Source organism: Kribbella kalugense, assembly GCF_004365875.1.
GTDB lineage: Bacteria > Actinomycetota > Actinomycetes > Propionibacteriales > Kribbellaceae > Kribbella > Kribbella kalugense.
Genome location: NZ_SODF01000002.1, coordinates 2698204 through 2722246 on the forward strand (window position 1 = coordinate 2698204; position 24043 = coordinate 2722246).

At 67.4% G+C, this 24043-nt stretch carries 25 protein-coding genes; 12 read left to right on the forward strand and 13 right to left on the reverse strand.

Annotated elements, in window-relative coordinates; genetic code table 11:
• Positions 1–2: 2 nt before the first annotated feature.
• The 3 genes from EV650_RS30810 to EV650_RS30820 are packed head-to-tail and all read right to left on the reverse strand — an operon-like array spanning position 3 to position 3108.
• Positions 3–1304, reverse strand: a complete 1302-nt coding sequence (locus tag EV650_RS30810) for an ABC transporter substrate-binding protein (RefSeq protein ID WP_134122459.1) — start codon at positions 1302–1304, stop codon at positions 3–5.
• A 12-nt stretch (positions 1305–1316) separates the two neighbouring features.
• Complete coding sequence (locus tag EV650_RS30815) at positions 1317–2225, reverse strand: carbohydrate ABC transporter permease (protein WP_238174545.1); 909 nt, start codon at positions 2223–2225, stop codon at positions 1317–1319.
• Positions 2206–3108 carry a carbohydrate ABC transporter permease gene (locus EV650_RS30820; protein ID WP_238174546.1) on the reverse strand — a complete coding sequence of 301 codons (903 nt, stop codon included), beginning with the start codon at positions 3106–3108 and terminating at the stop codon, positions 2206–2208. The genes EV650_RS30815 and EV650_RS30820 overlap by 20 nt, the downstream gene beginning before the upstream one ends.
• Positions 3109–3255: 147 nt before the next feature.
• On the opposite strand from EV650_RS30820, the gene EV650_RS30825 reads away from it, so the two are divergent.
• Together EV650_RS30825 and EV650_RS30830 are read left to right on the forward strand one after the other, a co-directional pair.
• Positions 3256–4305, forward strand: a complete 1050-nt coding sequence (locus EV650_RS30825) for a LacI family DNA-binding transcriptional regulator (protein ID WP_238174547.1) — start codon at positions 3256–3258, stop codon at positions 4303–4305.
• Positions 4306–4334: 29 nt separating this feature from the next.
• A complete protein-coding gene (locus EV650_RS30830; protein ID WP_134122460.1) occupies positions 4335–5072 on the forward strand; it encodes an alpha/beta fold hydrolase in 738 nt (245 codons plus the stop codon).
• A 30-nt stretch (positions 5073–5102) separates the two neighbouring features.
• Here EV650_RS30830 and EV650_RS30835 read toward each other — a convergent pair whose 3' ends face one another.
• Complete coding sequence (locus EV650_RS30835) at positions 5103–5786, reverse strand: CHAP domain-containing protein (RefSeq protein WP_134122461.1); 684 nt, start codon at positions 5784–5786, stop codon at positions 5103–5105.
• A gap of 110 nt (positions 5787–5896) precedes the next feature.
• Between EV650_RS30835 and EV650_RS30840 the strand changes: the two genes are divergently transcribed.
• Positions 5897–6580, forward strand: coding sequence for an NBR1-Ig-like domain-containing protein (locus tag EV650_RS30840; protein WP_134122462.1), 684 nt, complete (start codon positions 5897–5899; stop codon positions 6578–6580).
• Between the two features lie 110 nt (positions 6581–6690).
• On the opposite strand, the gene EV650_RS30845 is transcribed toward EV650_RS30840, so the two are convergent.
• Together EV650_RS30845 and EV650_RS30850 are read right to left on the reverse strand one after the other, a co-directional pair.
• Positions 6691–7611, reverse strand: a complete 921-nt coding sequence (locus EV650_RS30845) for a type IV toxin-antitoxin system AbiEi family antitoxin domain-containing protein (RefSeq protein ID WP_166678322.1) — start codon at positions 7609–7611, stop codon at positions 6691–6693.
• Positions 7612–7781: 170 nt separating this feature from the next.
• Entirely contained in the window at positions 7782–8285 is a 504-nt protein-coding gene (locus tag EV650_RS30850) for a GbsR/MarR family transcriptional regulator (protein WP_238174548.1), read from the reverse strand.
• Between the two features lie 97 nt (positions 8286–8382).
• On the opposite strand from EV650_RS30850, the gene EV650_RS30855 reads away from it, so the two are divergent.
• The 7 genes from EV650_RS30855 (at position 8383) to rpe (ending at position 14737) form a co-directional block, all read left to right on the forward strand.
• The gene (locus tag EV650_RS30855; protein ID WP_134122464.1) at positions 8383–9297 is read left to right on the forward strand and encodes an ABC transporter ATP-binding protein; all 915 of its coding nucleotides are present in this window, start codon (positions 8383–8385) and stop codon (positions 9295–9297) included.
• The gene (locus EV650_RS30860; protein ID WP_134122465.1) at positions 9294–10892 is read left to right on the forward strand and encodes an ABC transporter permease; all 1599 of its coding nucleotides are present in this window, start codon (positions 9294–9296) and stop codon (positions 10890–10892) included. The genes EV650_RS30855 and EV650_RS30860 overlap by 4 nt, the downstream gene beginning before the upstream one ends.
• 116 nt (positions 10893–11008) lie before the next feature.
• The gene (locus tag EV650_RS30865; RefSeq protein WP_134122466.1) at positions 11009–11374 is read left to right on the forward strand and encodes a TIGR03618 family F420-dependent PPOX class oxidoreductase; all 366 of its coding nucleotides are present in this window, start codon (positions 11009–11011) and stop codon (positions 11372–11374) included.
• Positions 11364–12560, forward strand: a complete 1197-nt coding sequence (gene cbiE / locus EV650_RS30870) for a precorrin-6y C5,15-methyltransferase (decarboxylating) subunit CbiE (RefSeq protein WP_134122467.1) — start codon at positions 11364–11366, stop codon at positions 12558–12560. The genes EV650_RS30865 and cbiE overlap by 11 nt, the downstream gene beginning before the upstream one ends.
• Positions 12557–13297 carry a precorrin-4 C(11)-methyltransferase gene (gene cobM / locus EV650_RS30875; RefSeq protein ID WP_134122468.1) on the forward strand — a complete coding sequence of 247 codons (741 nt, stop codon included), beginning with the start codon at positions 12557–12559 and terminating at the stop codon, positions 13295–13297. The genes cbiE and cobM overlap by 4 nt, the downstream gene beginning before the upstream one ends.
• Positions 13294–14037: a cobalt-precorrin-6A reductase gene (locus EV650_RS30880; protein ID WP_134122469.1), complete on the forward strand. Its 744-nt coding sequence runs from the start codon at positions 13294–13296 to the stop codon at positions 14035–14037. Before cobM ends, EV650_RS30880 begins: the two co-directional genes overlap by 4 nt.
• A gap of 34 nt (positions 14038–14071) precedes the next feature.
• The gene (gene rpe, locus EV650_RS30885; RefSeq protein WP_134122470.1) at positions 14072–14737 is read left to right on the forward strand and encodes a ribulose-phosphate 3-epimerase; all 666 of its coding nucleotides are present in this window, start codon (positions 14072–14074) and stop codon (positions 14735–14737) included.
• Here the strand turns inward: rpe and EV650_RS30890 are convergent.
• Positions 14702–15898 carry an MFS transporter gene (locus EV650_RS30890; RefSeq protein ID WP_238174549.1) on the reverse strand — a complete coding sequence of 399 codons (1197 nt, stop codon included), beginning with the start codon at positions 15896–15898 and terminating at the stop codon, positions 14702–14704. The two genes, rpe and EV650_RS30890, sit on opposite strands and share 36 nt — an antisense overlap.
• A 105-nt stretch (positions 15899–16003) precedes the next feature.
• Between EV650_RS30890 and EV650_RS30895 the strand changes: the two genes are divergently transcribed.
• Positions 16004–16804 carry an HAD-IIA family hydrolase gene (locus EV650_RS30895; RefSeq protein WP_134122472.1) on the forward strand — a complete coding sequence of 267 codons (801 nt, stop codon included), beginning with the start codon at positions 16004–16006 and terminating at the stop codon, positions 16802–16804.
• On the opposite strand, the gene EV650_RS30900 is transcribed toward EV650_RS30895, so the two are convergent.
• From EV650_RS30900 to EV650_RS40765, 6 genes are all read right to left on the reverse strand, one after another.
• The gene (locus tag EV650_RS30900) at positions 16801–17535 is read right to left on the reverse strand and encodes a polysaccharide deacetylase family protein (RefSeq protein WP_238174550.1); all 735 of its coding nucleotides are present in this window, start codon (positions 17533–17535) and stop codon (positions 16801–16803) included. The two genes, EV650_RS30895 and EV650_RS30900, sit on opposite strands and share 4 nt — an antisense overlap.
• Positions 17536–17649: 114 nt before the next feature.
• Positions 17650–18345 (reverse strand): polysaccharide deacetylase family protein, encoded by a 696-nt coding sequence (locus EV650_RS30905; RefSeq protein WP_134122473.1) that lies wholly within the window; start codon positions 18343–18345, stop codon positions 17650–17652.
• A 67-nt stretch (positions 18346–18412) separates the two neighbouring features.
• Complete coding sequence (locus tag EV650_RS30910) at positions 18413–19150, reverse strand: amino acid ABC transporter ATP-binding protein (RefSeq protein WP_134122474.1); 738 nt, start codon at positions 19148–19150, stop codon at positions 18413–18415.
• On the reverse strand, positions 19137–19892 hold the full coding sequence (locus tag EV650_RS30915; RefSeq protein ID WP_134122475.1) for an amino acid ABC transporter permease: 756 nt from the start codon (positions 19890–19892) through the stop codon (positions 19137–19139). Before EV650_RS30915 ends, EV650_RS30910 begins: the two co-directional genes overlap by 14 nt.
• Before the next feature lie 2 nt (positions 19893–19894).
• Positions 19895–20746 (reverse strand): substrate-binding periplasmic protein, encoded by an 852-nt coding sequence (locus tag EV650_RS30920; RefSeq protein WP_134122476.1) that lies wholly within the window; start codon positions 20744–20746, stop codon positions 19895–19897.
• Between the two features lie 166 nt (positions 20747–20912).
• Positions 20913–21635: a DNA-binding protein gene (locus EV650_RS40765; RefSeq protein WP_202875001.1), complete on the reverse strand. Its 723-nt coding sequence runs from the start codon at positions 21633–21635 to the stop codon at positions 20913–20915.
• 170 nt (positions 21636–21805) lie between these two features.
• Here EV650_RS40765 and EV650_RS30930 point away from each other — a divergent pair, with 170 nt between their 5' ends.
• Positions 21806–23896 (forward strand): vWA domain-containing protein, encoded by a 2091-nt coding sequence (locus tag EV650_RS30930; protein ID WP_134122477.1) that lies wholly within the window; start codon positions 21806–21808, stop codon positions 23894–23896.
• Positions 23897–24043 lie beyond the last annotated feature (147 nt).

Genomic DNA, 24043 nt, shown 5'->3' on the forward strand with positions numbered 1-24043 from the left:
GTTCAGCCGCCCTGCTTGATCAATCCGTTGATCTTGTCGATGTACGCCGGGAGGTCGCTGACCGGCTTCTTGCCACTCAGGATGGGCTGGTAGTTGGCGGTGGTCAGGTCGCCGACCTGCTGCGCCCACTGGGTGGTGAAGCGGACACCGACCGTCTTCTCGGCGGACAGGTCAGCCTTGACCGTGTCGGCGACCGTCGGCTGCTGGGCCTTGGTGAGCGCGTCGAAGTAGCTCGTCTGGGCCGGCGTGTACGCCGGCGGCGCCACCGGAGAAGCCGGCAGTACGGCGTCCCAGACCTTCGTGTTGATGTACTGCAGCACCTTGAACGTCGCGTCCTGATCCTTCGTGTACTGCGGCGTGCAGATGCCGACCGAGTCGTACAGCGTGGTCGGCGTCTGCACCTGCGGGAACGGCGCGAACCCGTACTTGATCTTCGGCTTGTCGGTCTGGAACCCGGCTGCCAGCCACTGCCCGCCGAACGTCATCGGCACCTTGCCGGCCGCGAACAACGACTGCACGTTCGCGGCGTCGTACCCAGGAGGTGCGACCGATCCGTTCTTGATCGCGGCGACCAGCTTGGTGACGCCTTCCTGGTACTTGTCGTCGGCCTCGGCCTTGGTCGGGTGGTTCACGTTGTCGGTGAACGGTGCGCCACCGGCCGAAACGGAGTACATGCTCATCGTGAACGGCCCGTCGCCCGAGGTCAGGTTGTCGGCGACCAGGCCGTACTTCACTCCGTTCTTGTTCGCCAGCTTGGCGGCGTCGGCGTACATCTCGTCCCAGGTCCAGCCGGCCTTCGGCAGCGTCAGACCGGCCGCGGTGAACGCGTCGGCGTTGTACCAGACGCCGTACGTGTTCATCAGCGACGGCAGCCCGCCCATCTGACCGTCCGCCGTCTTCCAGTTCTCCATCGCCGACGGGACGAAGTTGTCCGACTTGAAGTCACCGTCACCGTTCTTGATCTTGTCGGCCCAGTCGACCAGCAGGCCCTGCGAGGTGTACTGCTGCTCGGTGTCGTTACCGCACCAGAACAGGTCCGGCAGCTTCTTCGCCTGGGTCAGCGATGCGAGCTTGTCGCCGTACTGACCGCTCGGTGTGTCGAGCAGCTGGACCTTGACGTTGTCGTCCTTGAAGTCCGCCAGCGCCTTCTTGATCGCGACGTTCGTCTCGGCCGACTCCCACGTCATCACCGTGACGGTGACCGGCCCGCTGCTCGAGCCGCCGGAGTCCGACCCGCTGCTGCAGGCGGTTGCCACCAGCAACCCCGCGCACGCCAGCGCGGCGACGCCCATTGTCCTCTTCACAAGGATTCTCCTCTATTTCTGGGTGGTGCTGCCGAGAGCGCCGAGCCCCTGGATGAAGTAGCGCTGCGCGGCGAAGAAGATGATCAGCGGCGGCAGCATGTAGAGCAGGTTGGTGGCCATGTAGTAGCTCCAGTCCGGCGTCTTCCCGGCGAACGGGGAGACGAACGACGCCATCCCGACCGACAGCGGCCACTTGCCGGACGAATACAGGTAGACCAGCGGATTCAGGTAGTCGTTCCAGGACGCCTGGAACGCGAGGATCGCCATCGTCAGCCAGGCCGGCCGGGTCAACGGGAGCATCACGCTGACGAAGATCCGCAGGTGTCCGGCGCCGTCGATCTTGGCCGCTTCATCGATGGAATAGGGGATCGCGAGGAAGTACTGCCGGGCCAGGAAGATGAACAGGGGATTCCCGCCCAGGAAGGCCGGCACGATCAGCGGCAGCCAGGTGTCGTACCAGCCGATGCTCTTGTAGAGCTGGAACAACGGGATCAGCCCGACCACACCCGGCAGCAGCATGCTGCCGACGAACAGGTAGAACCACAGCTTGCGGCCGGGGAACCGCAACCGGGCCAGCGCGTAGCCGGCCATCATCGCCGTCATCACCCCGCCGAGCACGCTCAGCGAGGTGATGATGATCGAGTTCAGGAACAGCCGCGGGAAGTGGATCGCCTTCGGGCCGTTGACGAAGTTGCTCCAGGTCCACTCGTGCGGCAGCAGCTTCGGCGGGATGTCGAACACGGCCGTCCGGCTCTTCAGCCCGATCGTGATCATCCACAGCAGCGGTACGACCATCACCGCGCAGATGAACAACGCGACGACGTACCACGCCGTCGTACCGGCAAGGCGGGGTTTCTTCTTCGCCGGGCGCGCGGTCTCGGTCGCGCCGGACGGGGAGGCTTCAGTCAGAAGTGTTGTCACTGTACGTCCAGAGCGAGGAGAACTTCGCGGTCAGGGCGATCACGGCGATGATGATGATGAACAGCACCCACACCTGTGCGGAGGCGTACCCGAGCTGCGGGATCCGGCCGAGGGTCGGGAACCCGTTGCCGTAGATCGACAGCATCAGGACGTTGGTGCTGAATCCCGGCCCGCCGTTGGTCAGGATCTTCGGCTGGTTGAACGTCTGCAGCGCGGCCGTGGTCTGCAGGATCACCTGGAGCAGCACGATCGGGCTGATCATCGGCAGCGTGATCCGGAAGAACACGGCCCATGACCCGGCCCCGTCCACCCGGGCCGCCTCGTACAACTCGGTCGGCACCGACTGCAGCGCGGCCAGGAAGATGATCATCGTCCCGCCGACGCCCCACAGCATCACCAGTACGACGGAAGGCATCGACGTGTTCGGGCTCTGCAACCACAGGCTCGTCGGCAACCCGAGCCGGTCGAGGATCGTGTTCAGCAGGCCGACCTGTGGGTCGAGGATGAACTTCCACAGCGTGATCGTCGCGACCGCGGGCAGGACGACCGGCAGGTACGCCAGCGTCCGGACCACCCGCACCCCGGCGAACCGCTGGTTCAGGAACATCGCCAGCGCCAGCCCGAGGACCAGCGACAGCGGGACATAGAGGACGACCAGGTACGCGGTCGCCTTCAGCGCCGGCCAGAACGCCGGGTCGGTCGTGAAGAGTCGGCGAAAGTTGCCCAGGCCAATGAAGACCGGATCGGTCAGCCCGTTGTACTTCGTCAGCGCGAGGTAGAACGACCGGACCAGCGGATACCCCACGAAGACCAGGAACCCGATGATCGCGGGTGCGATGAACAGGTACGCCGCCTTCACGTCGGAGCCGGCGTTCCGGCTCATCCCACCGCGCCCGGACCGCCGCTGCTTGACTGGAGAAGTCCCTACAATCCGCTCGGGAGAAGAAGTCATCCGGCCTCCTGGACGGTAACGTTTCCAACGCTTTACTGTTGGGTGACGATGCCGTGTCCCGAAAAGGAAGTCAACCCCGTGCCCGAAACGTTTCCAACCAAGCCAGAGGTCGCCCGGCCGACGATGATCGACGTCGCTCGCCGGGCCGGCGTCGGCCTCGGCACGGTGTCGCGCGTGGTGAACGGCGGCCACGGTGTCCGGGACGAGACCGCGCAGCGGGTCCGGGCCGCGATCGACGAGCTCGGGTTCCAGCGCAACGAGGTCGCCCGGGCACTCCGGCCGGGCAAGAAGTCGACCAGTCTGGCCCTGGTGCTGGGCGACCTGACGAACCCGTTCTACGCGACGATCGCGAAGTCCTCGCTCGAGGTCGCCGGGCAGTCGGGCTTCGCCGTCGTACTGGGTAGCGTCGACGAGGATCCCGAGGGCGAGAAGCGAGCGATCCAGGAGTTGGTGAGTCGGCAGGTGGCCGGGCTGATGATCGTGCCAGACCAGGGCGATCACGCGTTCCTGCAGGGCGCCGGCGTACCGGTGGTGTTCGTCGACCGACCGGCGACCGGTATCGACGCGGACATCGTGATGGTCGACAACGAGGGCGGCGGGAAGCTGGCCACCGATCACCTGCTGGCACAGGGACATGAGCGGATTGCGATCCTGCTCGCGCCGTCGTACTACACGATCGGACGGCGGCTGCGCGGGTTCCGCCGGGCGCACCGGGCCGCGGGGATCGACGTCGACGAGTCGCTGGTCATCCAGCTGCCCGAGGGCAACGCGGAGGCCGCCGAGAAGGCGACCCGTGAGGTGATGCTGCGAGCCGATCCGCCGACCGCGATCTTTGCCTCGACCAACTTCCTCACCGAAGGTGTACTGCGGGCTCTGGGCGAGCTCGGTCAGGAGCCGGCCGTGGTCGGGTTCGACGACTTCCGGCTGGCCGACATGCTGCCGACGCCGGTCACGGTCGTTGCCTCTGACATCGCCGAGCTCGGTCGCAGCGCGGCGCGGTTGCTGCTCGACCGCGCGTCGGGTGCGGACACTCGCCCGCCGCAGCGGATCGTGCTGCCGTGCGGCCTGATCGAGCGCGGTTCCGGCGAACGCCCGCCGCGTTCTGCCGGCGAGAGAAACCCTCGCTGACTCGTCCGTCCGTCGCTAGGGTCGGTCGTATGTACTACGAGTCCTTCGGTGACGGACGGCCGATCGTCTTCCTGCCTGGCTGGGGTGGCGCCAACGGAGAAGGTCAAGACGTCCACGAGCCGCTGTTCGAGAGTCGTCCCGGCTGGCGGCGGATCTACGTCGACCCGCCGGGCACCGGGAAGACGCCGGCGGTGCCGTCGATCGTCGACCAGGACGGCATGCTTGAGGCGATCCTCGAACTGGTGGACGAGCTCGTCGGTTCCGAGCGGTTCGCTTTGGCGGGTACGTCGGCCGGCGGCCTGCACGCCCGCGGCATCGTGAAGCGCGATCCGTCCCGGGTCCTCGGTCTGCTGCTACGTGTGCCTGGCATCATCGTCGACCGCAGCAAGCGAACGTTGCCGACGGACGAGCACCTGATCAACTCCCCGGCGTACCAGGAAGCCTGGCAGGACAAGCAGCGCCGGTACTACGACCCGGCCGAGGCGCAGGCTGATCTTGAGTTCCTGGGCCGGATCCAGGGCGACGTCGCGACCTATTCGCTCCGCGAGGATCCGGCCGTACGTTTCGAAGGACCGACGCTGATCGTGACCGGCCGGCAGGACACGATGACGGGCTATGCCGATGCCTGGCCGATCCTCGACGACTATCCGCGGGCGACGTACGCCGTACTGGACCAGGAAGGTCATGACCTGCCGGTCCAGCGGATGGCTCTGTATCGCGCGTTGGTCAGCGACTGGCTGGACAGGGTCGAGCACCCGGACGCGTGAGGGGCGGGACGCGCGTCCGGGTGCTCGCGTTCAGAAGTTGGGCCAGGCCCAACCGAGGTAGCTGTTGAAGTACGGCAGCGTGCGGGTACCGATGGCGCCGCTGACGCTGGTGGCCCAGAAGGTGCCGTCTCCCTTGGCGACTCCGACGTGGCCGTACGGTGCGGCGAGGTCCCAGAAGACCAGGGCGCCCTTCGGCGGGTGCAGGTCGCCGGGATGCGCGACCCCGCGGGCGACGGCGTCGTTCCAGTCGGCCTTGGCGGAGGCCCAGATCGCGGTCTTGCCGTACGAGTTCTCGGCGGCCATCTCGCAGTATCCCTGGAAGGCGGTCGATCCGCTGCGGGCGGCGTACCAGGCGATGGCATTGTCGGCGCGCGGGTTGCTGGTGCAGAGCGGAGCGATCAGGCCGCTGCTGCCGGTGTTGACGTAGGAGTCGGTGATGTAGCCCTTGCCGGGGATGTGGTCCCAGACCAGGCTGCGGCCGTACTTGCCGGTGACCGGCTCGCCGTAGATCTGGCAGTCGATCTCGACCGGTCCGTTGGGCTGGGTGCCGACCGAGCCGAAGCCGGTGGCGTTGCCGGACCGGATGGCGACGCCTTGGCCGCTGTCGGTGACGACTGTTCCGGTGGCGGCGCTGGCGGTCAGGGTTCCGGTGCCTAGGGCGGCGGTGGTGGCCAGCAGGGTGGTGAGGGTGATGCGCATGAGGGCGGTACGCATGATGTTGGTCCTTTTCGCTGGGCGACTGGCGAAGTGACACTTATTTACAGAGAATCAGAGGGTTACGCCGTTGTCGCAGTGGGCAACGGCGTTGGACCGAGGAGTCCGCCATGAGGCCAGCACAGGCTCGCTTTGTGATCGGCTCCCGGATGCGCGAGCTCCGGGAAGCGGCCGGTGTGCCCTTGAGCCGCGCCGCCGCGGAGTCCGGCTGGGACAAGGGCCACCTGTCCCGGGTCGAGCGCGGCCACACCAAACCCAGTCGTGAACTGACCGAGTGGTACGACGCCTCGTTCGGCGCCGGCCAGTCCCTGGTGAACCAGTTGACGGAGCTGGACGCCGCCGTACGCGCCGGCCGCGACACCTCACAACGCGACCTACGCCGTCACATCCAACCGGTCCTGCTGGGCGGATCCGTCCCCATCGACCACCACCCCGACGACCGCGCCGAACTGGTGGGGGAGACCATCCCGGACGGCACCCGCGTCTGCCGGGATCAGTCCTTCGAGAAGACCTGGGAGATCCACAACAGCGGCGAACGCCCGTGGCGCGACCGCTGGCTAACCCGCCAAGGCGCCGCCGGCACCCCCGGCTGGCTCCGCTCCCCACCCCGAGCCCCAGTCCCCGACGCCGACCCCGGCGACATCGTCACGGTCACCATGTCCCTCCAAGCCCCCGCCCAGGTAGGCGCCTCCACCGCCTACTTCAAACTCACCGACCCCGCCGGCCGCCTGTACTACCCCGGCCTAGAATCCCCACCCCTCTACTGCACAATCTTCACCATCTACGAGCCCTAGCCGCCGCCCGCCGGCCAGCTCCCGTGGCCGTGAACAGGCTGTGGGGGCGGAGCACAGGAAATAACCTGTTCAAGGCCCCCAGATGGTGGTGCACGTCCCGAGATCTGTCCTCAGATCGCCGCGAGGATCCGGTCGGCGAGGGCGTCCGGCTCGGCGAGATCGGCCCAACTCACCCGGATGACGCGGTAGCCGCAGGCGCGGAGCCGGTCCTCGCGCCACTTCTCAGCCATCACGACGTCACCGACTCCGCCGTACTTCTGTGCGCCGTCGAACTCGACGATCAGCCGGCCCGCCACCAGGAAGTCGACCCGGCCGATCAACCGCCCGGTCTCGTCGCGGATCTCTGCCTGCAACAACGGCGCCGGTACGCCGTGGTTGGCCATGAGCACCCGCAGCCGCGATTCGCCGACCGACTCGCTCAGCCCGTTGGCGAACCGCGCCGCCTCTCGCGCCGCCGGCGAGCCCGGCCAGAAGGGGTGGCGATCCGCCGTTGTCACGAGCGCCTCCGGAGTAACCAGACGTTGGTGAAGTGCCGCGTCTCCGAGGACAACCCCAACTTCGTACGACGACGTGCAGGTCGTCTCGGCAATGGCACGGGCCGGTGAGACCACTCGAAGGCCGTCGACCACTGTCACCTCACCAGGCTCGAACCGGGACCGGTGCACGTCCGTCACCAGGTCGGATCGCGCCCGGCCGAGCGCTTTGGTCACCTGAACCTTGCTCAGATCAAGGCCCCAGCTGGGAAGGCCGTGCAGTACGGCGGCGGACTGATGGCTGACGACCACTCCGTCGCCCATCCTGTCCACGACTGCGCGAGTCCGCAGTACATGCAATCGTCTGGCCCGGTCCCATGACTGTTCGCCGACGGGCCAGGTATCAGGTTCGACGTACACGTCCCGGCACAGGCGCGACCACTGCCCAGCCCGCAATCGGCGCCGTAGCTCGCTGTCGCTGTAGCCGGCCGCTAGCGCGTCGGCCCGGCTGAACCAGCCACGCCTGGCGGCGGCGAGCACACTCAACTTCGGATTCATATCCGTGAACATGCCGCTGATCCGGCCCCCGGACGGACGCGAATTTCCTACCTGTGGACAGCCACAACTCGGGGCTGTGCACACCAACCGGGGGCGCAGAACAGGAAATAGCCTGTGGCCACCCCCCAAACCCTGTTCAAGCCCGCAACGGCGGGCAGGCGCGGGCGGGTTCAGGTGGGGTAGTCGGTTTGGATTTCGGCGTCTAGTTCGGCTTTGCGTTTGATCCAGCGTTCGCTGAGGCCTTTGACTTCGGAGCCGATGAAGTCGATGAAGCCCAGCGAGATGCGGATCCGGTGGTGGGCGTCGGTGCCTTCGCCGGAGGCGTCGAGGACCTTGCGGAGGGATTCCGACCAGCGGACCAGGGAGGCATCCTCGCTCATCATGGTCTGGTACCACGCGTCGTCCTGTACGACGTACACGTCGCGGCGGGTGCCAGGCTCGCGTTCGCGGGTGGCGAGGCGGAGCTGGAGCAGGTAGTTGACTGCGCCGGAGACCGCAGCGGGGCTGGCCTGCAGCTGGTCGGACAGCTCGGCGGCGGTCATCCGTCCGTCCACGCTGGACAGGATCGCGGCGAAGACCCGGCCGGCCATCCGCGGCCAGCCTGTCTCGGCGAGCAGGTTGCCGAACTGCTCGGTGTACCGCTTGACGGCGTCGTCGTCTCGGTGTGCACTCACCGCCCCATCATCTCCTCTGGGTGACCCGATTACCTGACAGGTGAACATCGTGTTAGGAAGATTCACAAACTTCTGAATGAAGTGTACGTTATGAATCATGACTTCAGCCATCGTGGTCTCTGGACTGCACAAGTCGTACGGAAGTACGCACGCCCTCGATGGTCTCGACCTGGAGGTCGCGACCGGTGAGGTGCACGGATTCCTCGGGCCGAACGGCGCCGGGAAGTCCACCGCCATCCGCGTGCTGCTCGGGCTGCTGCGGGGTGACGCCGGCGAGGTCTCACTGCTCGGCGGCGACCCGTGGCACGACGCGGCGAAGCTGCACCGGCGGCTGGCCTATGTCCCCGGCGACGTCAATCTCTGGCCGAACCTGACCGGCGGCGAGGTGATCGACCTGCTCGGCCGCCTGCGTGGCGGGCTGGACGAGAAGCGGCGCGACGACCTGCTCCGCCGGTTCGACCTGGACCCGACCAAGAAGGGCCGCACCTACTCCAAGGGCAACCGGCAAAAGGTCGCGCTGGTCGCGGCGCTGGCGTCTGACGTCGAGCTGCTGATCCTGGACGAGCCGACCTCCGGTCTGGACCCGCTGATGGAGGAGGTGTTCCGGCAGTGCATCGAGGACGAGAGCCAGCGCGACCGGACCGTGCTGCTGTCGAGCCACATCCTGTCCGAGGTCGAGGCCCTCTGCGACCGGGTCAGCATCATCCGTCGCGGCAAGGTGGTCGAGACCGGCACGCTGTCCGAGCTGCGCCATCTGACGCGTACGTCGATCCACGCCGAGCTGGCCGGAGCGCCGAACGGTATCGCCCAGCTCCCAGGCGTCCACGACCTCGATGTCGAGGGCAACCGGGTCCGCTGCGAGGTGGACACCGCCCAGCTCGACGCGGTGATGCGCCAGCTGTCGGCGAGTGGGATCAAGAGCCTGGTCGCGCAGCCCCCGACGCTGGAGGAGCTGTTCCTGCGTCACTACGAGGACGACGTGGCAGCAGAGCCCGAGGTGGCTGTGCGATGAACGACTTCGTCGGTACCGGGACCTTGGTGCGGCTCGCGCTGCGCCGGGACCGGGTCCTGATCCCGATCTGGATCGTTGTGTTCGTGATCTCGGCGGCCGGGTCGGCCAAGGCGTCGATCGACCTCTACTCGGACAAGGCGGCCCTGGTCGAGGCCGCGCGTACGTCGAACGCGTCGCCGGCCCTGGTCTCGCTGTACGGGCGCATCTTCGACGAGTCCTCGCTCGGAGAGGTCTCGTTGTTCAAGTTGACCGCGTTCGGTGCCCTGCTGGTCGGATTGCTCGCCGCGATGCTCGTCGTACGGCATACCCGCAGCGAAGAGGAGTCCGGCCGGCTGGAGTTGCTCAGCGCCGGCGTCCTCGGCCGGTACGCCGCTTTGACCGCCGCGCTGATCGTCTCGGCGTCGACCGTCATCGTGATCGGTCTGGTGACCGCACTGTCGTTGGTGGGGAGCGGACTTGACACAAAGGGCTCATTCGCGTTCGGGCTGATGTGGGCGGCGACCGGTCTCGCGTTCGCGGGTGTCGGTGCGGTGACCGCACAGGTCACCGAAAGCGCGCGGGCAGCAAATGGGCTGACCGCGATCGTCCTCGGCGTGGCGTACGTACTGCGGGCCATCGGTGACTCCTCGTCCGACGGCAGCACCCAGTGGGTGTCGTGGCTCTCGCCGATCGGGTGGGGACAGCAAGTCCGTCCGTACGCCGGTGACCGGTTCGTCGTACTGCTGGTTCCGTTGGTGTTCCTGGCGGTGCTGATCGCTGCCGCGACCGCGTTGATCCGGCGGCGTGACCTCGGGGCCGGTCTGGTGCGGCCGCGTCCCGGACCGCCACGGGCGGCCAAGTCACTGCGCTCGCCGCTCGCGCTGGCCTGGCGGCTGCACCGGGGCTCGTTCATCGCGTGGGGGTTCGCATTCCTGCTGCTCGGGCTGCTGGTCGGCAACATCGCTAGCAACGTCGACGGGTTCGTCACCAGCGACAGCGCCAAGGAGATGGTGCAGAAGCTCGGTGGCGTGGAGGGCATCACCGATGCGTTCCTGGCGACGGAGATGGGCGTGATGGGGCTGCTCGCCTCGGCGTTCGGCATCCAGGCGGCGCTCCGGCTCCGCTCGGAGGAGAGCGCGCTCCGCGCCGAGCCGTTGCTCGCGACCGGCGTCACCCGGTCGCGCTGGCTGGCCAGCCATGTGCTGATAGCGCTGCTCGGCACCGGTGCACTGATTCTGGTAGCCGGACTCGGCTCCGGGATCTCGAGTGGTGCGTCGCTGGGCAACATGGGTCGCCAGGTCCCGCGGATGCTCGCGGCGTCCGCAGTACAACTCCCGGCGATCTGGTTGGTGACCGCACTCGTCGTCGTCCTCTTCGGCTTCGCGCCGAGGCTGGTCACCGGCGGCTGGGTTCTGTACGGCGTGTTCCTGCTGATCGGCCAGTTCGGCGAGATCTTCAACCTGCCGCAGTGGATGATCAACCTCAGCCCGTACGGCCACACCCCGCGCCTGCCCGGCGGCGACTTCTCCGTCACCCCGGTCATCTGGCTGACCGCGATCGCCGCCGCGCTCACCCTGGCCGGCTTCGCCACCTTCCGCCGCCGCGACATCGGCTGACCGAGACATCGGCTGACCCGGACCGCGCTGGTCAGAGGGGTCCAGCGCCTACCGCCCGCCCGGCACGTCGCCGGGCGGGGCGGCTTGTCTACGATCGCTGGGTGTTGAGTGAGCCGATGGCTGAGTTCTGGACCGAGCGGCATCTGTGCGTGTTGAGTACTGTCCGGGCGGACGGGACCGTGCACGCGACGCCGGTCGGGGCGATGCTGGACGTCGAGGCCGGGGTGGTGCGGGTGATTTGCTCGGGTACGTCGTACAAGGCCCGGACGATCCGTCGGCTCGGGGAGGCGGCCGTTGCGGTCACGCAGGTGGACGGGCGGCGGTGGAGCACGATCGAGGGGCGGGCCGTGGTGATCGATGACCCCGACCGGGTGCGCGATGCTGAGCGGCGGTACGCGAAGCGCTACAAGGAGCCGCGGCCGAATCCGCAGCGCGTCGTCATCGAGATCGCTATCACGAAGGTCCTCGGCCATGCCGGTTGAACTCGTCACGGTTGTAGGCGTGGGCGCCGACGGGTGGGACGGCCTGTCACCGGCTGCCCGAGCAGCCGTCGAGGCGGCCGAGGTCCTGATGGGCAGCACTCGCCAGCTCGCATTGGTCCCGTCAGTCGGTGCCGTGCGAGTCGCGTGGCCATCGCCGCTGTCCGAGGCGCTTCCTGGGCTTCTGTCGCAGCACTCCGGCCGACAGATCTGTGTTCTCGCGAGTGGGGACCCGACCTTCCACGGCATCGGTACGACGCTGGTGCGCATGCTCGGCGCGGATGCGGTGAAGGTGATCCCGCATCCGTCGAGCGTGTCGCTGGCGTGTGCGCGACTCGGCTGGCCGCAGGACCAGGTACAGGTGGTCAGCCTGGTGAGCAATCCGGTCGAGCGGCTGCATCCACACCTCCAGCCTGGTCGGCGGTTGATCATCCTGAGCCGAGGTAGCCAAACGCCGGCCGAGGTCGCTGAACTGTTGGTTGCCCGCGGCTACGGTTCCAGCTCGTTCACCGTCCTCGAACAGCTCGGCGGGCCGGCCGAACGCGTCCGCACCGCGCAACCGGCCGACTGGTCACACGACGTCGACGCTCTCAACGTCATCGGGCTTCTCTGCCAGACCGATGCTCCGGTGATGTCGACCGTGCCTGGTCTGCCCGATGATTTGTACGAGAACGACGGTCAGCTGACCAAGCGCGAAGTACGCGCAGTTACGTTGTCTCGACTCGCGCCCGCGCCGGGGCACCTGTTGTGGGATATCGGTGGTGGGGCCGGCAGCATCGCGATCGAGTGGTCGCGGCACCATCCGTCCTGCCGAGCGATCGCGATCGAACGCGATCCGGACCGGGCGAAACGCCTCGAGCGCAACGTGTCGAACCTCGGCGCGGCAGTCACCACTGTCCTTGGTTCTGCACCGGCCGCTCTGGCAGGGCTCGAGTCGCCGGACGCGATCTTCATCGGTGGGGGAGCGACGGCGGCGGGCATGTTCGATGCCTGTTGGGATGCGTTGAAGCCCGGCGGCCGGTTGGTGGCCAACGGTGTCACGTTGGAAACTGAGTCGCTTATCGCCCAGTGGTACAAAGCCCGTGGCGGCGATCTCGTCCGTCTCGAGGTGCAGCGCGCCTCGGCCGTCGGCACGATGACCGGCTGGCGTCCGGCGATGCCGGTCACGATCTGGAGCCTGACGAAGTGACTGTCCACTTCATCGGCGCCGGCCCTGGTGCTGCTGATCTGATCACCGTCCGCGGCCGCGACCTGATCGCTGCCTCACCGGTCTGCCTGTACGCCGGTGCGCTCGTCCCGGTCGAACTCCTCGACCACTGCCCACTCGGCGCCCGCAAGATCGACACCGCGAACCTGAACCTCGACGAGATCATCGCCGAACTCGCGGCCGCTCACGCCGAAGGCCACGACGTCGCCCGACTCCACTCCGGCGACCCGTCCGTCTTCAGCGCGATGGCCGAACAGATGCGCCGCCTCGACACGCTGAACATCCCGTACGACGTGACTCCCGGAGTCCCCGCGTACGCCGCCGCGGCGGCAACCCTCGGCCGCGAATTGACCGTCCCCGAGGTCGGCCAGACCGTCATCCTGACCCGCATCAGCGGCAGCGCGAGCGCAATGCCCGCCGGCGAGGACCTTGGGACCCTTGGTGTCAGCCGCGCGACTCTCGTGCTGCATCTCGCGGTGCAGCAGATCGATCGCGTTGTCGCGGAGCTCGTGTCGAACTACGGCTCGGACTGCCCGGTCGCGGTTGTCGCGCGTGCCTCCCGCGACGACGAGGTGATTCTGCGCGGGACGTTGGCCGACATCGCCGACCAGGTGAAGTCCGCCGGCATCCGCCGCACCGCCGTCATCATCGTCGGAAAGGTGCTCTCAGCAACGACCTTCCGAGACAGCCACCTCTACTCAATCGACCGCCCGCGATGAAGGTTCTGCTCCTCGGCGGTACTGGTGAGGCGCGGACGCTCGCGGAGCTCCTCGTCGCTGCGGGGATCGATGTCGTCTCGTCACTGGCGGGGCGTACGACTAATGCACGCGTGCCGGTTGGCGAGGTGCGGACGGGTGGGTTCGGCGGCGCCGACGGTCTTGCGGACTGGCTCCGCGCTCATCCGGTCGACGCTGTGATCGATGCGACGCATCCATTCGCCGCGACCATGACCGCGCATATAGTCGCAGCGAGCCGCGTGACCGACGTGCCGCTGCTCGTACTTCGCCGTCCGGGCTGGACTCCTGGTCGTGGCGACAACTGGCATTGGGCGGACTCGCCGTCCGCGGCTGCCGAGCTGCTGCCGAGCCTCGGGTCGCGCGTGTTCTTGACGATCGGGCGTCAAGGCCTCGACGCTTTCGCTCGCCCTGGGAAGTCGAGGCCGGGGCTCTGGACGCTCGCCCGCTGCGTCGATCCGCCCGAACCTCGCCCGTCGTGGTGCACCCTGGTCCTCGCCCGCGGCCCGTTCGCCCTCGCCGACGAGCTGGCTCTTCTCCGCGAACACCGCATCGACGTCATGGTCACCAAGGACAGCGGCGGCCAAGCCACCTCGGCCAAACTCGATGCCGCGCGCCAACTCCACCTCCCGGTCCTCGTGATCCGCCGCCCACCCGTTCCCACCGACGTCAGAACCGTTGAGTCCGTGGACCAGGCCGTTCAGTGGGTCATGCGGACCACCTAGCGGCAGCTGGGTTGAGGCTCGATAGATTGGCTCCATGGGGATTCAGATCGCGCCTAGCATCCTGTCTGCCGACTTTGCGCGGTTGGCTGAGGAGGCGGCGGCCGTTTCGAACGCGGACTGGCTGCATGTCGACGTGATGGACAACCACTTCGTGCCGAATCTGACCCTCGGGATGCCCGTGGTCGAGTCCCTCGCCAAGGCGACCGACACGCCGCTCGACTGTCACCTGATGATCGAGGACCCGGATCGCTGGGCACCTGGGTACGTCGAGGCGGGGGCGTCGAGTGTCACGTTCCACGTCGAGGCCTGCCGGGCGCCGATCCGGACCGCGCGGGAGATCCGGGCGAAGGGTGCGCGCGCCGCGATGGCACTCAAGCCCGCCACCGCGATCGAGCCGTACGAGGACCTGCTGTCCGAGCTCGACATGATCCTGATCATGACGGTGGAGCCGGGCTTCGGCGGGCAGAAGTTCCTCGAGGTCTGCGTGCCGAAGATCCGCCGTACCCGCCAGTTGCTCGACAAGCACGGCCTCGACCTGTGGATCGAGATCGACGGCGGCGTCTCGGCCGACACCATCGAGCAGTGCGCCGAGGCCGGCGCCGACGTGTTCGTGGCCGGCTCAGCCGTGTACGCCGCCGACGACCCGAACGCGATGGTCGAGCAACTACGCATCCTCGCCGACCAGGCTGCCGCCAGCTAACCCGGGCCCAACTTCAGACTCCGTCGACGACTCAGCACCTCGTTCAGGCGGCACTCTAAGCAGCAGCAACGTCGACGCACCCGCGAGTACGGCGGCCAGCAGCCAGACGTACCGCACGCCGTACACCTCGATGATCGCGCCCGACAAAGCCGCCCCGATCGCAGCACCACCCGTCGCCGCGCTGCCCATCCACCCGAACACCTCGGTCCGCGCGACATCCGGCGTCAACGCCCCCAGCCGCCCGTACAGCGCGCCGATCGCCGGCGCCAACGTCAGCCCCGACAGCATCAACGCGACGCCCAGCGACACCGACGACCAGGTCGCGAACACGCACAGCAGCATCCCGGCCGCGACCAGAGCAGCCCGCCGCCACAAGTACGACGTACGCCGACCAGGCAACGCGCCCGCGACGGCACCTCCGACCAGGCTGCCGAACGCCCAGACGGCTTCGAAGATCCCGGCGATCAGCCGTTGACCGTGCTCGTCGGCGAACGCGACGATGCCCAGCGAGATCCCGTTGAACGACATCACCCAGAGGCCGAACGCGAGAATCAACGGCAACCGGTGCCGATGCCAGAGCAGTTGCCGCGCGGTCAGCGGCACCTCGGTGCGCTGGTCGCGCGGGAGCGGCTTGGGTTGTCGGAGCACATACCACCAGATGAAGACCGCTGACATCGCCGCCGCGAGCAGGACGCCGAGTCGTGGGCTGGCCACGCTCACCGCGGTTGCCCCGAGCATCGGCCCGACCATGAAGAGCAACTCCTGCGCGGTCGCATCCACGGAGTACGCCGTCCGCAGCGCCGGACCCTGGACCACTCGAGGCCAGGCAGCCCGCAACGTCTGCATCACCGGAGGCACGAGCGCACCGGCGATCACCGCCAAGGCCGGGAGTAATCGATGCTGAGATGCGGGCAGGAGAGCGATGGCGAGAAGCGCGACGCTCCAGGCGAGCCCGGTCACCAGCAGGACGCCCCGAGGACCACGGCGATCGGCCGTCCGCGACCAGAGCGGCCCGGCAATCGCCGTACCGATCGAATACGCACCGGCGACGACGCCCGCCCAGCGGAAGGAGCCGCTCGCGTCCTTCGCGAGGAAGGCGATCGGCACCATCGTGGCGAGCATCGGCAGCCGCGCCAGCAGCGATGACACGAGCAGCGTCATCACTCCGTGCGTTCGCCATAACTCTCGGTACCCGGACAACTCCATGGCCGCATTCTTGCGGCCGCCACCGACAGTTTCCGCGTTCTCGCGGGGCTGGCCACTACGATGAGCCGCGTGACCGAGCACAAACCGGTGGAGAGCTGGCTGACCGACATGGACGGCGTGCTGGTGCACGAGGAGCGCGCCATCCCCGGAGCCGGTGAGTTCATCACGGCGCTGCAGTCGTCCGGCAAGAAGTTCCTTGTCCTCACGAACAACTCGATCTTCACGCCGCGCGACCTCCGGGCCCGCCTGCTTGCCGCGGGCATCGACATCCCGGAGACGGCGATCTGGACCAGTGCGCTCGCCACCGCCCAGTTCCTGGACGACCAGCGCCCGGGCGGGACCGCGTACGTGATCGGCGAGGCGGGGCTGACCACGGCGCTGCACGAGATCGGGTACGTGCTGACCGAGCGGGAGCCGGACTACGTGGTGCTCGGCGAGACCCGCACGTACTCGTTCGAGGCGATCACCAAGGCGATCCGGCTGATCACCGACGGAGCACGCTTCCTCGCGACCAACCCGGATCCGACCGGTCCGTCACAAGAAGGCCCGCTGCCGGCGACCGGCTCGGTGGCCGCGCTGATCACTCGAGCCACCGGCGTCGCGCCGTACTTCGTCGGCAAGCCGAACCCGCTCATGATGCGCAGCGCGCTGAACCGAATCGAAGCGCACTCTGAAACCACAGTGATGATCGGCGACAGAATGGACACCGACATCATCAGCGGTCTCGAGGCCGGTCTCCGCAGCGTGCTCGTCCTGTCCGGCTCGACAGGTGAGCACGAGGTCGACCGATTCCCTTATCGTCCGACGCGGATCGTCGAGTCGATCGCCGACGTCGTACCGCTGGTCAGTGCGATGTCCTAGCAGGTCAGAGTGCGGAAGCCGTAGCCCTGCGCCTTCAGCGCCTTGAGGATGGTCGGCAGCGCGGCCACCGTCTGACTCCGGTTGCCGCCGCCGTCGTGCATCAGGATCACCGAACCGCTGTGCACGTTCTTTAGCACGCGTTGCACGATGGCGGTCGTGCCCGGTTTGGTCCAGTCGCGCGAGTCGACGGTCCACACGACCAGGTCCTTACCCAACGCCTTCGCCCGTTGACGGACGGTCGCGCTCACCCCGCCGTACGGCGGACGCAGGCAGGCCGGCGTACTCCCGATCTGCGCCCGGATCGCCTGGTCCGTCGACGTGACCTCCTGCCGGAACGCGGCCGCACTGAGCTTGCGGAGATCGGCGTGGGTCCAGGTGTGGTTCTCCACGCTGTGGCCGGCGTCGTGGATGCGCTTGGTGAGCTCAGGGTGCTTGCGGACGTTCTGACCGACCTCGAAGAAGGTCGCCTTCGCGTCGTACGCAGCCAGGACCTGCAGCACCTTCGGCGTGTACTCGACATCGGGTCCGTCGTCGAAGGTCAGTACGACGTACTTGGTGGGCAGTGGCGTCTTGGTCGGCGCAGCGGCAGCCGGTGCGGAGAGGGCAGGCGTAGGCGGCTTGGCGGGTGATTTCGCGGCCGCGACCACGACAGTGCCGATCACCGCACTCACCAGCATCATCATGGCCAGACCGACCATTCGGTTGCCGGTGCGCGTCAAGCGAACATCCATGCGTCCCCCAGGGCGGTGGGTGGCTCACTTCCTCCCGACCACCCTGTGCACGCCGACGCGGAAAGCCAGCACCCACGCCGCTTCCGCCTCAACAAGTCACGGATACCGGACGCTTTAGGTGCAGGACATCGTGGTGAAGCTGTACCCCCTGGCTTTGAGGGTCTTCAGGATGGTCGGCAGCGCGGCCACCGTCTGGCTGCGGTTGCCGCCGCCGTCATGCATCAGGATCACCGAGCCGCTATGCACGTTCGCAAGCGCTCGGCGCACGATCACGGAGGTTCCGGGCCGAGACCAGTCGCGGGTGTCGATGGTCCAGACGCGGACCTTCTTGCCGAGCGCAGCGGCCCGCCGGGAGACCAGCTTGTTCGTCGAGCCGTACGGCGGTCGGAGACAGCGCGGGGTGTACCCCGTCTGGGCCCGGATGTATCGGTCCGTCGTCAGGACCTGGGCCCTGAACGTCGCCGCGGAGACGTTCCGTAGGTCCGGGTGCGACCAGGTGTGGTTCTGCACGCTGTTGCCCATTTGGTAGACGCGGCGGGTCTGGGCCGGGTAGCTCTTGACGTTCTTGCCGATCTCGAAGAACGTTGCCCTCGCCCCGTAGGCGCGAAGAATCTTCAGTATCTGCGCGGTGTACGGCGAACTCGGGCCGTCGTCAAAGGTGAGATAGACGTACTTCGCCCTTGTGACGACAGCAGCTGTTTGAGGCCTCGCAGTCGCCGCAGGACCGGGCAGGGCGATCAATCCGATCGCGACTGCCCCGATCACGAGTCGGCGAATCCAGCGTGCCGCGGAACGACGGTAGATCGACATGGCTACCCCCAGGTGTAGCTGTGACCTCCATCGTGCGCCCAGGCCGACCTTTCCACCAGCGCTCTCCTCAGAGGACCTGAGCGAGGAACTGCCGCAGCCGTGGCGAATCCGCGTCGGTGAAGATCTGCTCCGGTACGCCGGACTCCACCACGACACCCTGGTCCATGAACGCGACCTGGTCGGCGACCTCGCGCGCGAACCCCATCTCGTGGGTGACCACGACCATCGTCATCCCGGTCTGAGCGAGGTCAGCCATCAATGCGAGCACGCCCTTGACCAGCTCAGGATCGAGTGCGGACGTCGCCTCGTCGAACAGCATCACCTCGGGCTTCATCGCAAGCGCCCGCGCGATCGCGACCCGCTGCTGCTGCCCGCCGGACAGTGTCCCGGGCCGCGCTCCGGCCTTGTGTGCAAGGCCGACGAGCTCGAGCTGCGCGCGAGCCGCGGACTGTGCGGCCTCGATGTCGAGCTGCTTGATCTTGCGGAGCGGAAGCGTGATGTTGTCGAGCACGCTCTTGTGCGGGAACAGGTTGAAGTGCTGGAACACCATCCCGATACGGCGCCGCAGTACGTCGGCGTCACCCCGCAGTACCGACTCTCCACCCAGCAACACGTCACCGGCATCCGGCTCGAGAAGGCGGTTGATTGCACGCAGCAACGTCGACTTCCCGGATCCCGACGGCCCGATCACACAGGCGGTGTGCCCGGCTGGTACGGCGAGGTTCACGCCGCGCAGGACCTTGTTGTTGCCGAAAGCGAGCTCGACACCGGTCACCTCCAGGCTCGTGGCCTCAATGGTTCGCATGCGCGAGCTCCTCCAGCTTCACATCTTCGGGCTCGGCCGGTCGGCCTTCGCGCAGCCGCTTGTCGAAGTGGTTCACCAAGTGAGTCAGCGGCACCGTGATGATCAGGTAGAAGATGCCGGCGAGCAGCAACGGCGAAAGGTTGCCGTTGGTCGCGGCAGCGTCCTGGCCGATCCGGAACAGTTCGCGCTGACTCGCCAGCAGGCCGAGGAAGTAGACCAGACTGGACTCCTTCACCAGCGCGATGAACTGATTCACGAGCGCCGGCAGCACCCGCCGTACACCCTGCGGGATGACGACCAACCGCATCCCATCGGTGTAGCTGAACCCGAGCGCGCGGGCCGCCTCGAGTTGCCCCTTCTCGATGCTCTGGATGCCAGACCGGAAGATCTCGCCGATGTACGCCGCCGCGATCAGGGAGAGCGCGAGGATGCCGAGCGGGTACGGGTTCGGGCCCCACCAGTGCCGGGTGATGGGGGACAGGCCCTGGCCGATCAACAGGATGGTCAGGATCGCGGGCAGGCCGCGGAAGATGTCGGTGTAGATCTTCGCCGGCCAGCGCAGCCACGGTTTGGTGGACAGGGCGAGGACCGCCACGATCATGCCGAGCACAGTGCCCAGCACGACCGAGGCGGCCGCCAGGATGAGGGTGTTGACCAGCCCGACCTTCAGCATCTCGGGCAGGACTTCCTTCATCGACCCCCAGTCGAGGAAGGTGTCGTTCAGCGTGGACCAGATGTCCATGCTCAGGCCTTGGGCGCGGTGAACTTCACGGTCCCGCTGCCTGGCTTGAAGTTCGCCGGTACGGCGCGACCCGGGTAGTACTGCTCGACCAGCTTGGTCCAGGTGCCGTCGGCGATCACCTCGTCGAGCGCCTTGTTCACCGCGTCCCGAAGCTTGTCGTTGCTCTTGGCCACCGCGAACGCCATCGGCGCGTCGCTCAGCTCCTTAGCGGCCAGGACCACGGTGCCGCCACCCTGCTCCTTGGCCATCTTCTCGCCGATCTCGGCCGGGCTCACCCACGCGTCCGCCGTACCGGCCTTGAGCTGACCGAGGGCGGCGTTGTAGTTCGGTACTCGGACCGGGTTCAGGTTCTTGCCGGTCGCGTAGTCGTCCTGGACGGTGCCCTGTACGACGACCACTCGCTTGCCCTGGAGCTGGTCGAACGACGTGATACCGGAATCCTTGGTCGTGTTCAGCCCGAGGTAGCCGAAGTCGTACCCATTGCTGAAGGCAACCGTCTTCTTGCGCGCCTCCGTGACCGTGATCGACGAGCTACCGAGGTCGAACTGGCCACCGTTCACCTGCGAGAGCAACGCGGAGAAGTCGGTCCCGACGAACTCGGGCTTCAGATTCAGCTTGGCCGCGACCGCGGTGATCAGGTCGTTGTCGAACCCGGTGAACTTGCCGTCCTTCACATACACGTTCGGCGGGGCGTCGGTCAGTGTCCCGATCCTCAGGGTGCCGGCCTTCATCAGCCCCAGATCCGGGCCGGCCGCGGCATCCTTCTGATCGCTGCCGCAGGCAACCATCGACACCGCCAGAGTGATCGCCCCAGCCACCGCAACAACCCGCCGAAAAGCGCCGAACGCGCGCACAAGCCTCTCCTCACAACGTCAACAAACGCAGGACACCCCGCCCCACAGACGCAACCCAACAGCAGGTGCGCAGGCGGAATTCCACGTCGACAAAGGATGAGACAGCAGAGAATGTCTACTCGGCTCGTGCTATATGAAGGCGTCGCCGGGCACGCCGCTCCGCCAGTCAGCCGTGGTGTTTTTCGTAGTGGGCTAGGGCTTCGGCGGTGCGGCCGGTGCCGTAGGCGAGGAGTAAGTCGGCGATCGCGGGGGATTCGGTGGCGGCTGCAGCGGCGGCTCGCTGGATCTCCTCGGCGGACGCGACTTCCCGGAACAGGTCCTGGATCTCTCGTACGACGACCCGCGCGGATGGGGGCGTGGTCACCGGGACTTCATGCCGGACCGCGGACGGCCAGGCCTGACCCGTTGGCAGGCCGGCTGACAGCTCCGCGGGCGTCGCGAACGTGACGGCCGGGACGGCGGGCTGACCGGGCTGACCGGGCTGACCGGGCTGACCGGGCTGACCGGGCTGTCCAAGTTGTCCGGGCTGACCGGCGGTCTGGGCGGCTGCTCGTGGCATTTGGGCGGTGGTGGGGTGGGTGTTGTAGGCACCAGTGGCGGCACGGATCCGGTCGAGCTCGTGGGGGATCTCGTGTTCGGCGATCTCGTTGGCGATGGCCAGGTCCGCGAGATCGGAGACGGCTCGCAGGCGTGACACCACCGCGGGGTTGCCGATCTTGACCCGTTGCGCGCTCATCAGTTGCGACAGCATCGGCGCCGACATTCCGATCACCTGCGCGAGACCGCCTTGGGTCAGGCTCAGCGGCCCGGTCACCCGCCGGACGACTTCACCCAGCGTCTCGCCGTACATCTCGATCTGCTGCTGCAGGTTGTGCGCTGTCTGGTCCATCTCGTGTCCCCTTTCGCCGGCCGCCGTGCGTGGCCAACTGCAAACATCTTCGCAGTTGCGATCGCAAATATCCAGTCGACCCGACGGCCAATCGAGATCCCAAAACTGGGTTGACATTTGCTATCGCAAACTGGGAGTGTTTGCGACAGCGAATCTCACTGGAGGAAACGATGACGGCTCTGCAGGGACACCGCCGCCCCGGAGCGTGGGCGATTGTGACGCTCGTGCTGACCGGGTTGCTGGCCGGCCTGACCGCTGGAACCGCCCAGGCCGACCCCGATCCGGGCAGCGGCAAACTGGTACTGGTGCTCGACTCGTCCGGCTCGATGAAGGAGCCGGCCGGCGACGGCCAGACCAAGATCGCGGCGGCTAGGACCGCGCTCAAGAGCGTGGTGACCAAGCTGCCCGCGGAGGCCGAGGTCGGCCTGCGGGTGTACGGCGCGACCGTGTTCAAACGCACTCAGGCCGGTGCATGCACCGATACGCAGTTGACCGTCCCGATCGGCACGAACAACCGCCCGCAGTTGCAAGCCGCGATCGCCAAGTACAAGCCGTACGGCGAGACCCCGATCGCGTACTCGCTACAGCAGGCGGCCAAAGACCTCGGCGCGAGCGGCCAGCGCACCATCGTGCTGGTGTCCGACGGCGAAGAGACCTGCACTCCAGACCCGTGTGTGGTGGCGAAGTCGATCGCCAAGCAAGGCATCGACCTGAAGATCGACGTGGTTGGCTTCCGGGTCGCAGGCAAGGCCCGTAGCGACCTGCAGTGCATCGCCCGCGAAGGCCGTGGCGACTACTACGACGCGGACTCCACAATCGACCTCGAGGCCGGTCTGGACAGACTGTCCACTCGCGCGTTCCGCCCGTTCCGCATCTCCGGTACGCCGGTCCACGGCGAACCGCAGTCGGCCGGTGCGCCTGTAGTTGCCCCAGGCCACTACTCGGACACGTTCGACCTGGCTGACAAGGTGAAGCACTACCTGATCAAGCGGACGATCGCAGGCTCGACGGTGCGGGCCGGGGTCAGCTTCCGGCGGCCTGAGGGTGCCACCAGCCTGGTGATCCAGACAGAGGTCCACTTGTCGACGCCTGACGGTGAGGACTGCGGCCGCGCGTACCCGAGGATCCAGGAGGGTGACCTTGGGTTCGCGACGGGTTCGGCGTCGAGTTGGTCGAAGTACAAGCAGGAGGCGTGCGCAGCGGCCGACCAGTTGGTGCTGACGATCGACCCGGGGAAGGACTTCCGGGAGATCGCGAACGTTCCGTTCGAGCTTCGGGTCGACGAGGAGCCGCCGGTCACCTCGACGACGACCCTGCCGGCTCGGGCCGGCAACCCGGTCTGGGCGCCGATGGCAGGCTCCACCCCACGCGAGATCGTTCCTGGTTCGAGCTTCCCGGATGCGCCGCTGCTGCAGCCTGGCAGCTACAAAACGACGCTGATGCCGGGGGAGCTGCAGCTGTACAAGATCAAGGCGGACTGGGGGCAGCGGATTCAGGCTCAGGTGACGGTGCCTGCGCTGTCCGGTGCTACCGCCGAGGCGTTGGGGATCGTCCGCTATCTCGACACCGCGGTGATCTCGCCGACCGGTGAGGAGTCGTTCTCGGTCTTCCCGAAGCAGGTGCCGGGGCAGCCTGGCGGCAAGCGCGGCGTGCTGACGAAGCGGGGTGTCAACCAGGCGGTCACGATGAAAGAGATTCGGTACATGAATCGTGAGGGCCCGAACAACGAGGACACCGGTACAGCCACGCCCGGGGAGTACTACCTCGCGGTGTCCTTGTCCAGGAAGGCGGAGGACACGGCGTTCACCGTCCCGATGACGCTGACGGTCGGCGTGCAGGGAACGGCCGGTACAGGCAAGCCGGAGTACGTCGACGGCGCGGCGCCGGTCTCGGGCGACTCGGTGACGCCGTCGCCGACCGCGGAGCCCTCGGAGTCCGCCAGCCCTGGCAGCGGCGGTGACAAGACTGAGGCCGGCGGGCCGGTCCAGGGCAACGACGACTCGGACGATGGCACTCCGATCGGGCTGATCGCGGGCCTTGGTGGAGGTGGCGCGCTGCTTCTGCTGATCGGTGTGTTCGCGGTGCTCCGCCTCCGCAGGAAGCCTGCCGTCATCCAGCCGAGCGCCGGAGGTTGGCAGCAGCACCCGAACCAGGCCGGCCCGCAGCACCCGAACCACGGTGGCCCGCAGCACCCGAACCAGGGTCGCCCGCAGTACCCGAACCAGGGCGGCCAACAGCCGCCACAGCAGCCCTACCAGTAACCAACAGTTCGCAACCCTGCGCCGGTGAGCCACCGGCGCAGGGTAAGCGAACGACCACGAAGGCCCCGGGCACCAGTCGGCTGCCCGGGGCCTTCACCCACTAGGAACCCGTGGCGGTGTCTGCAGATGCTGTGGCGTTTGGGTTGG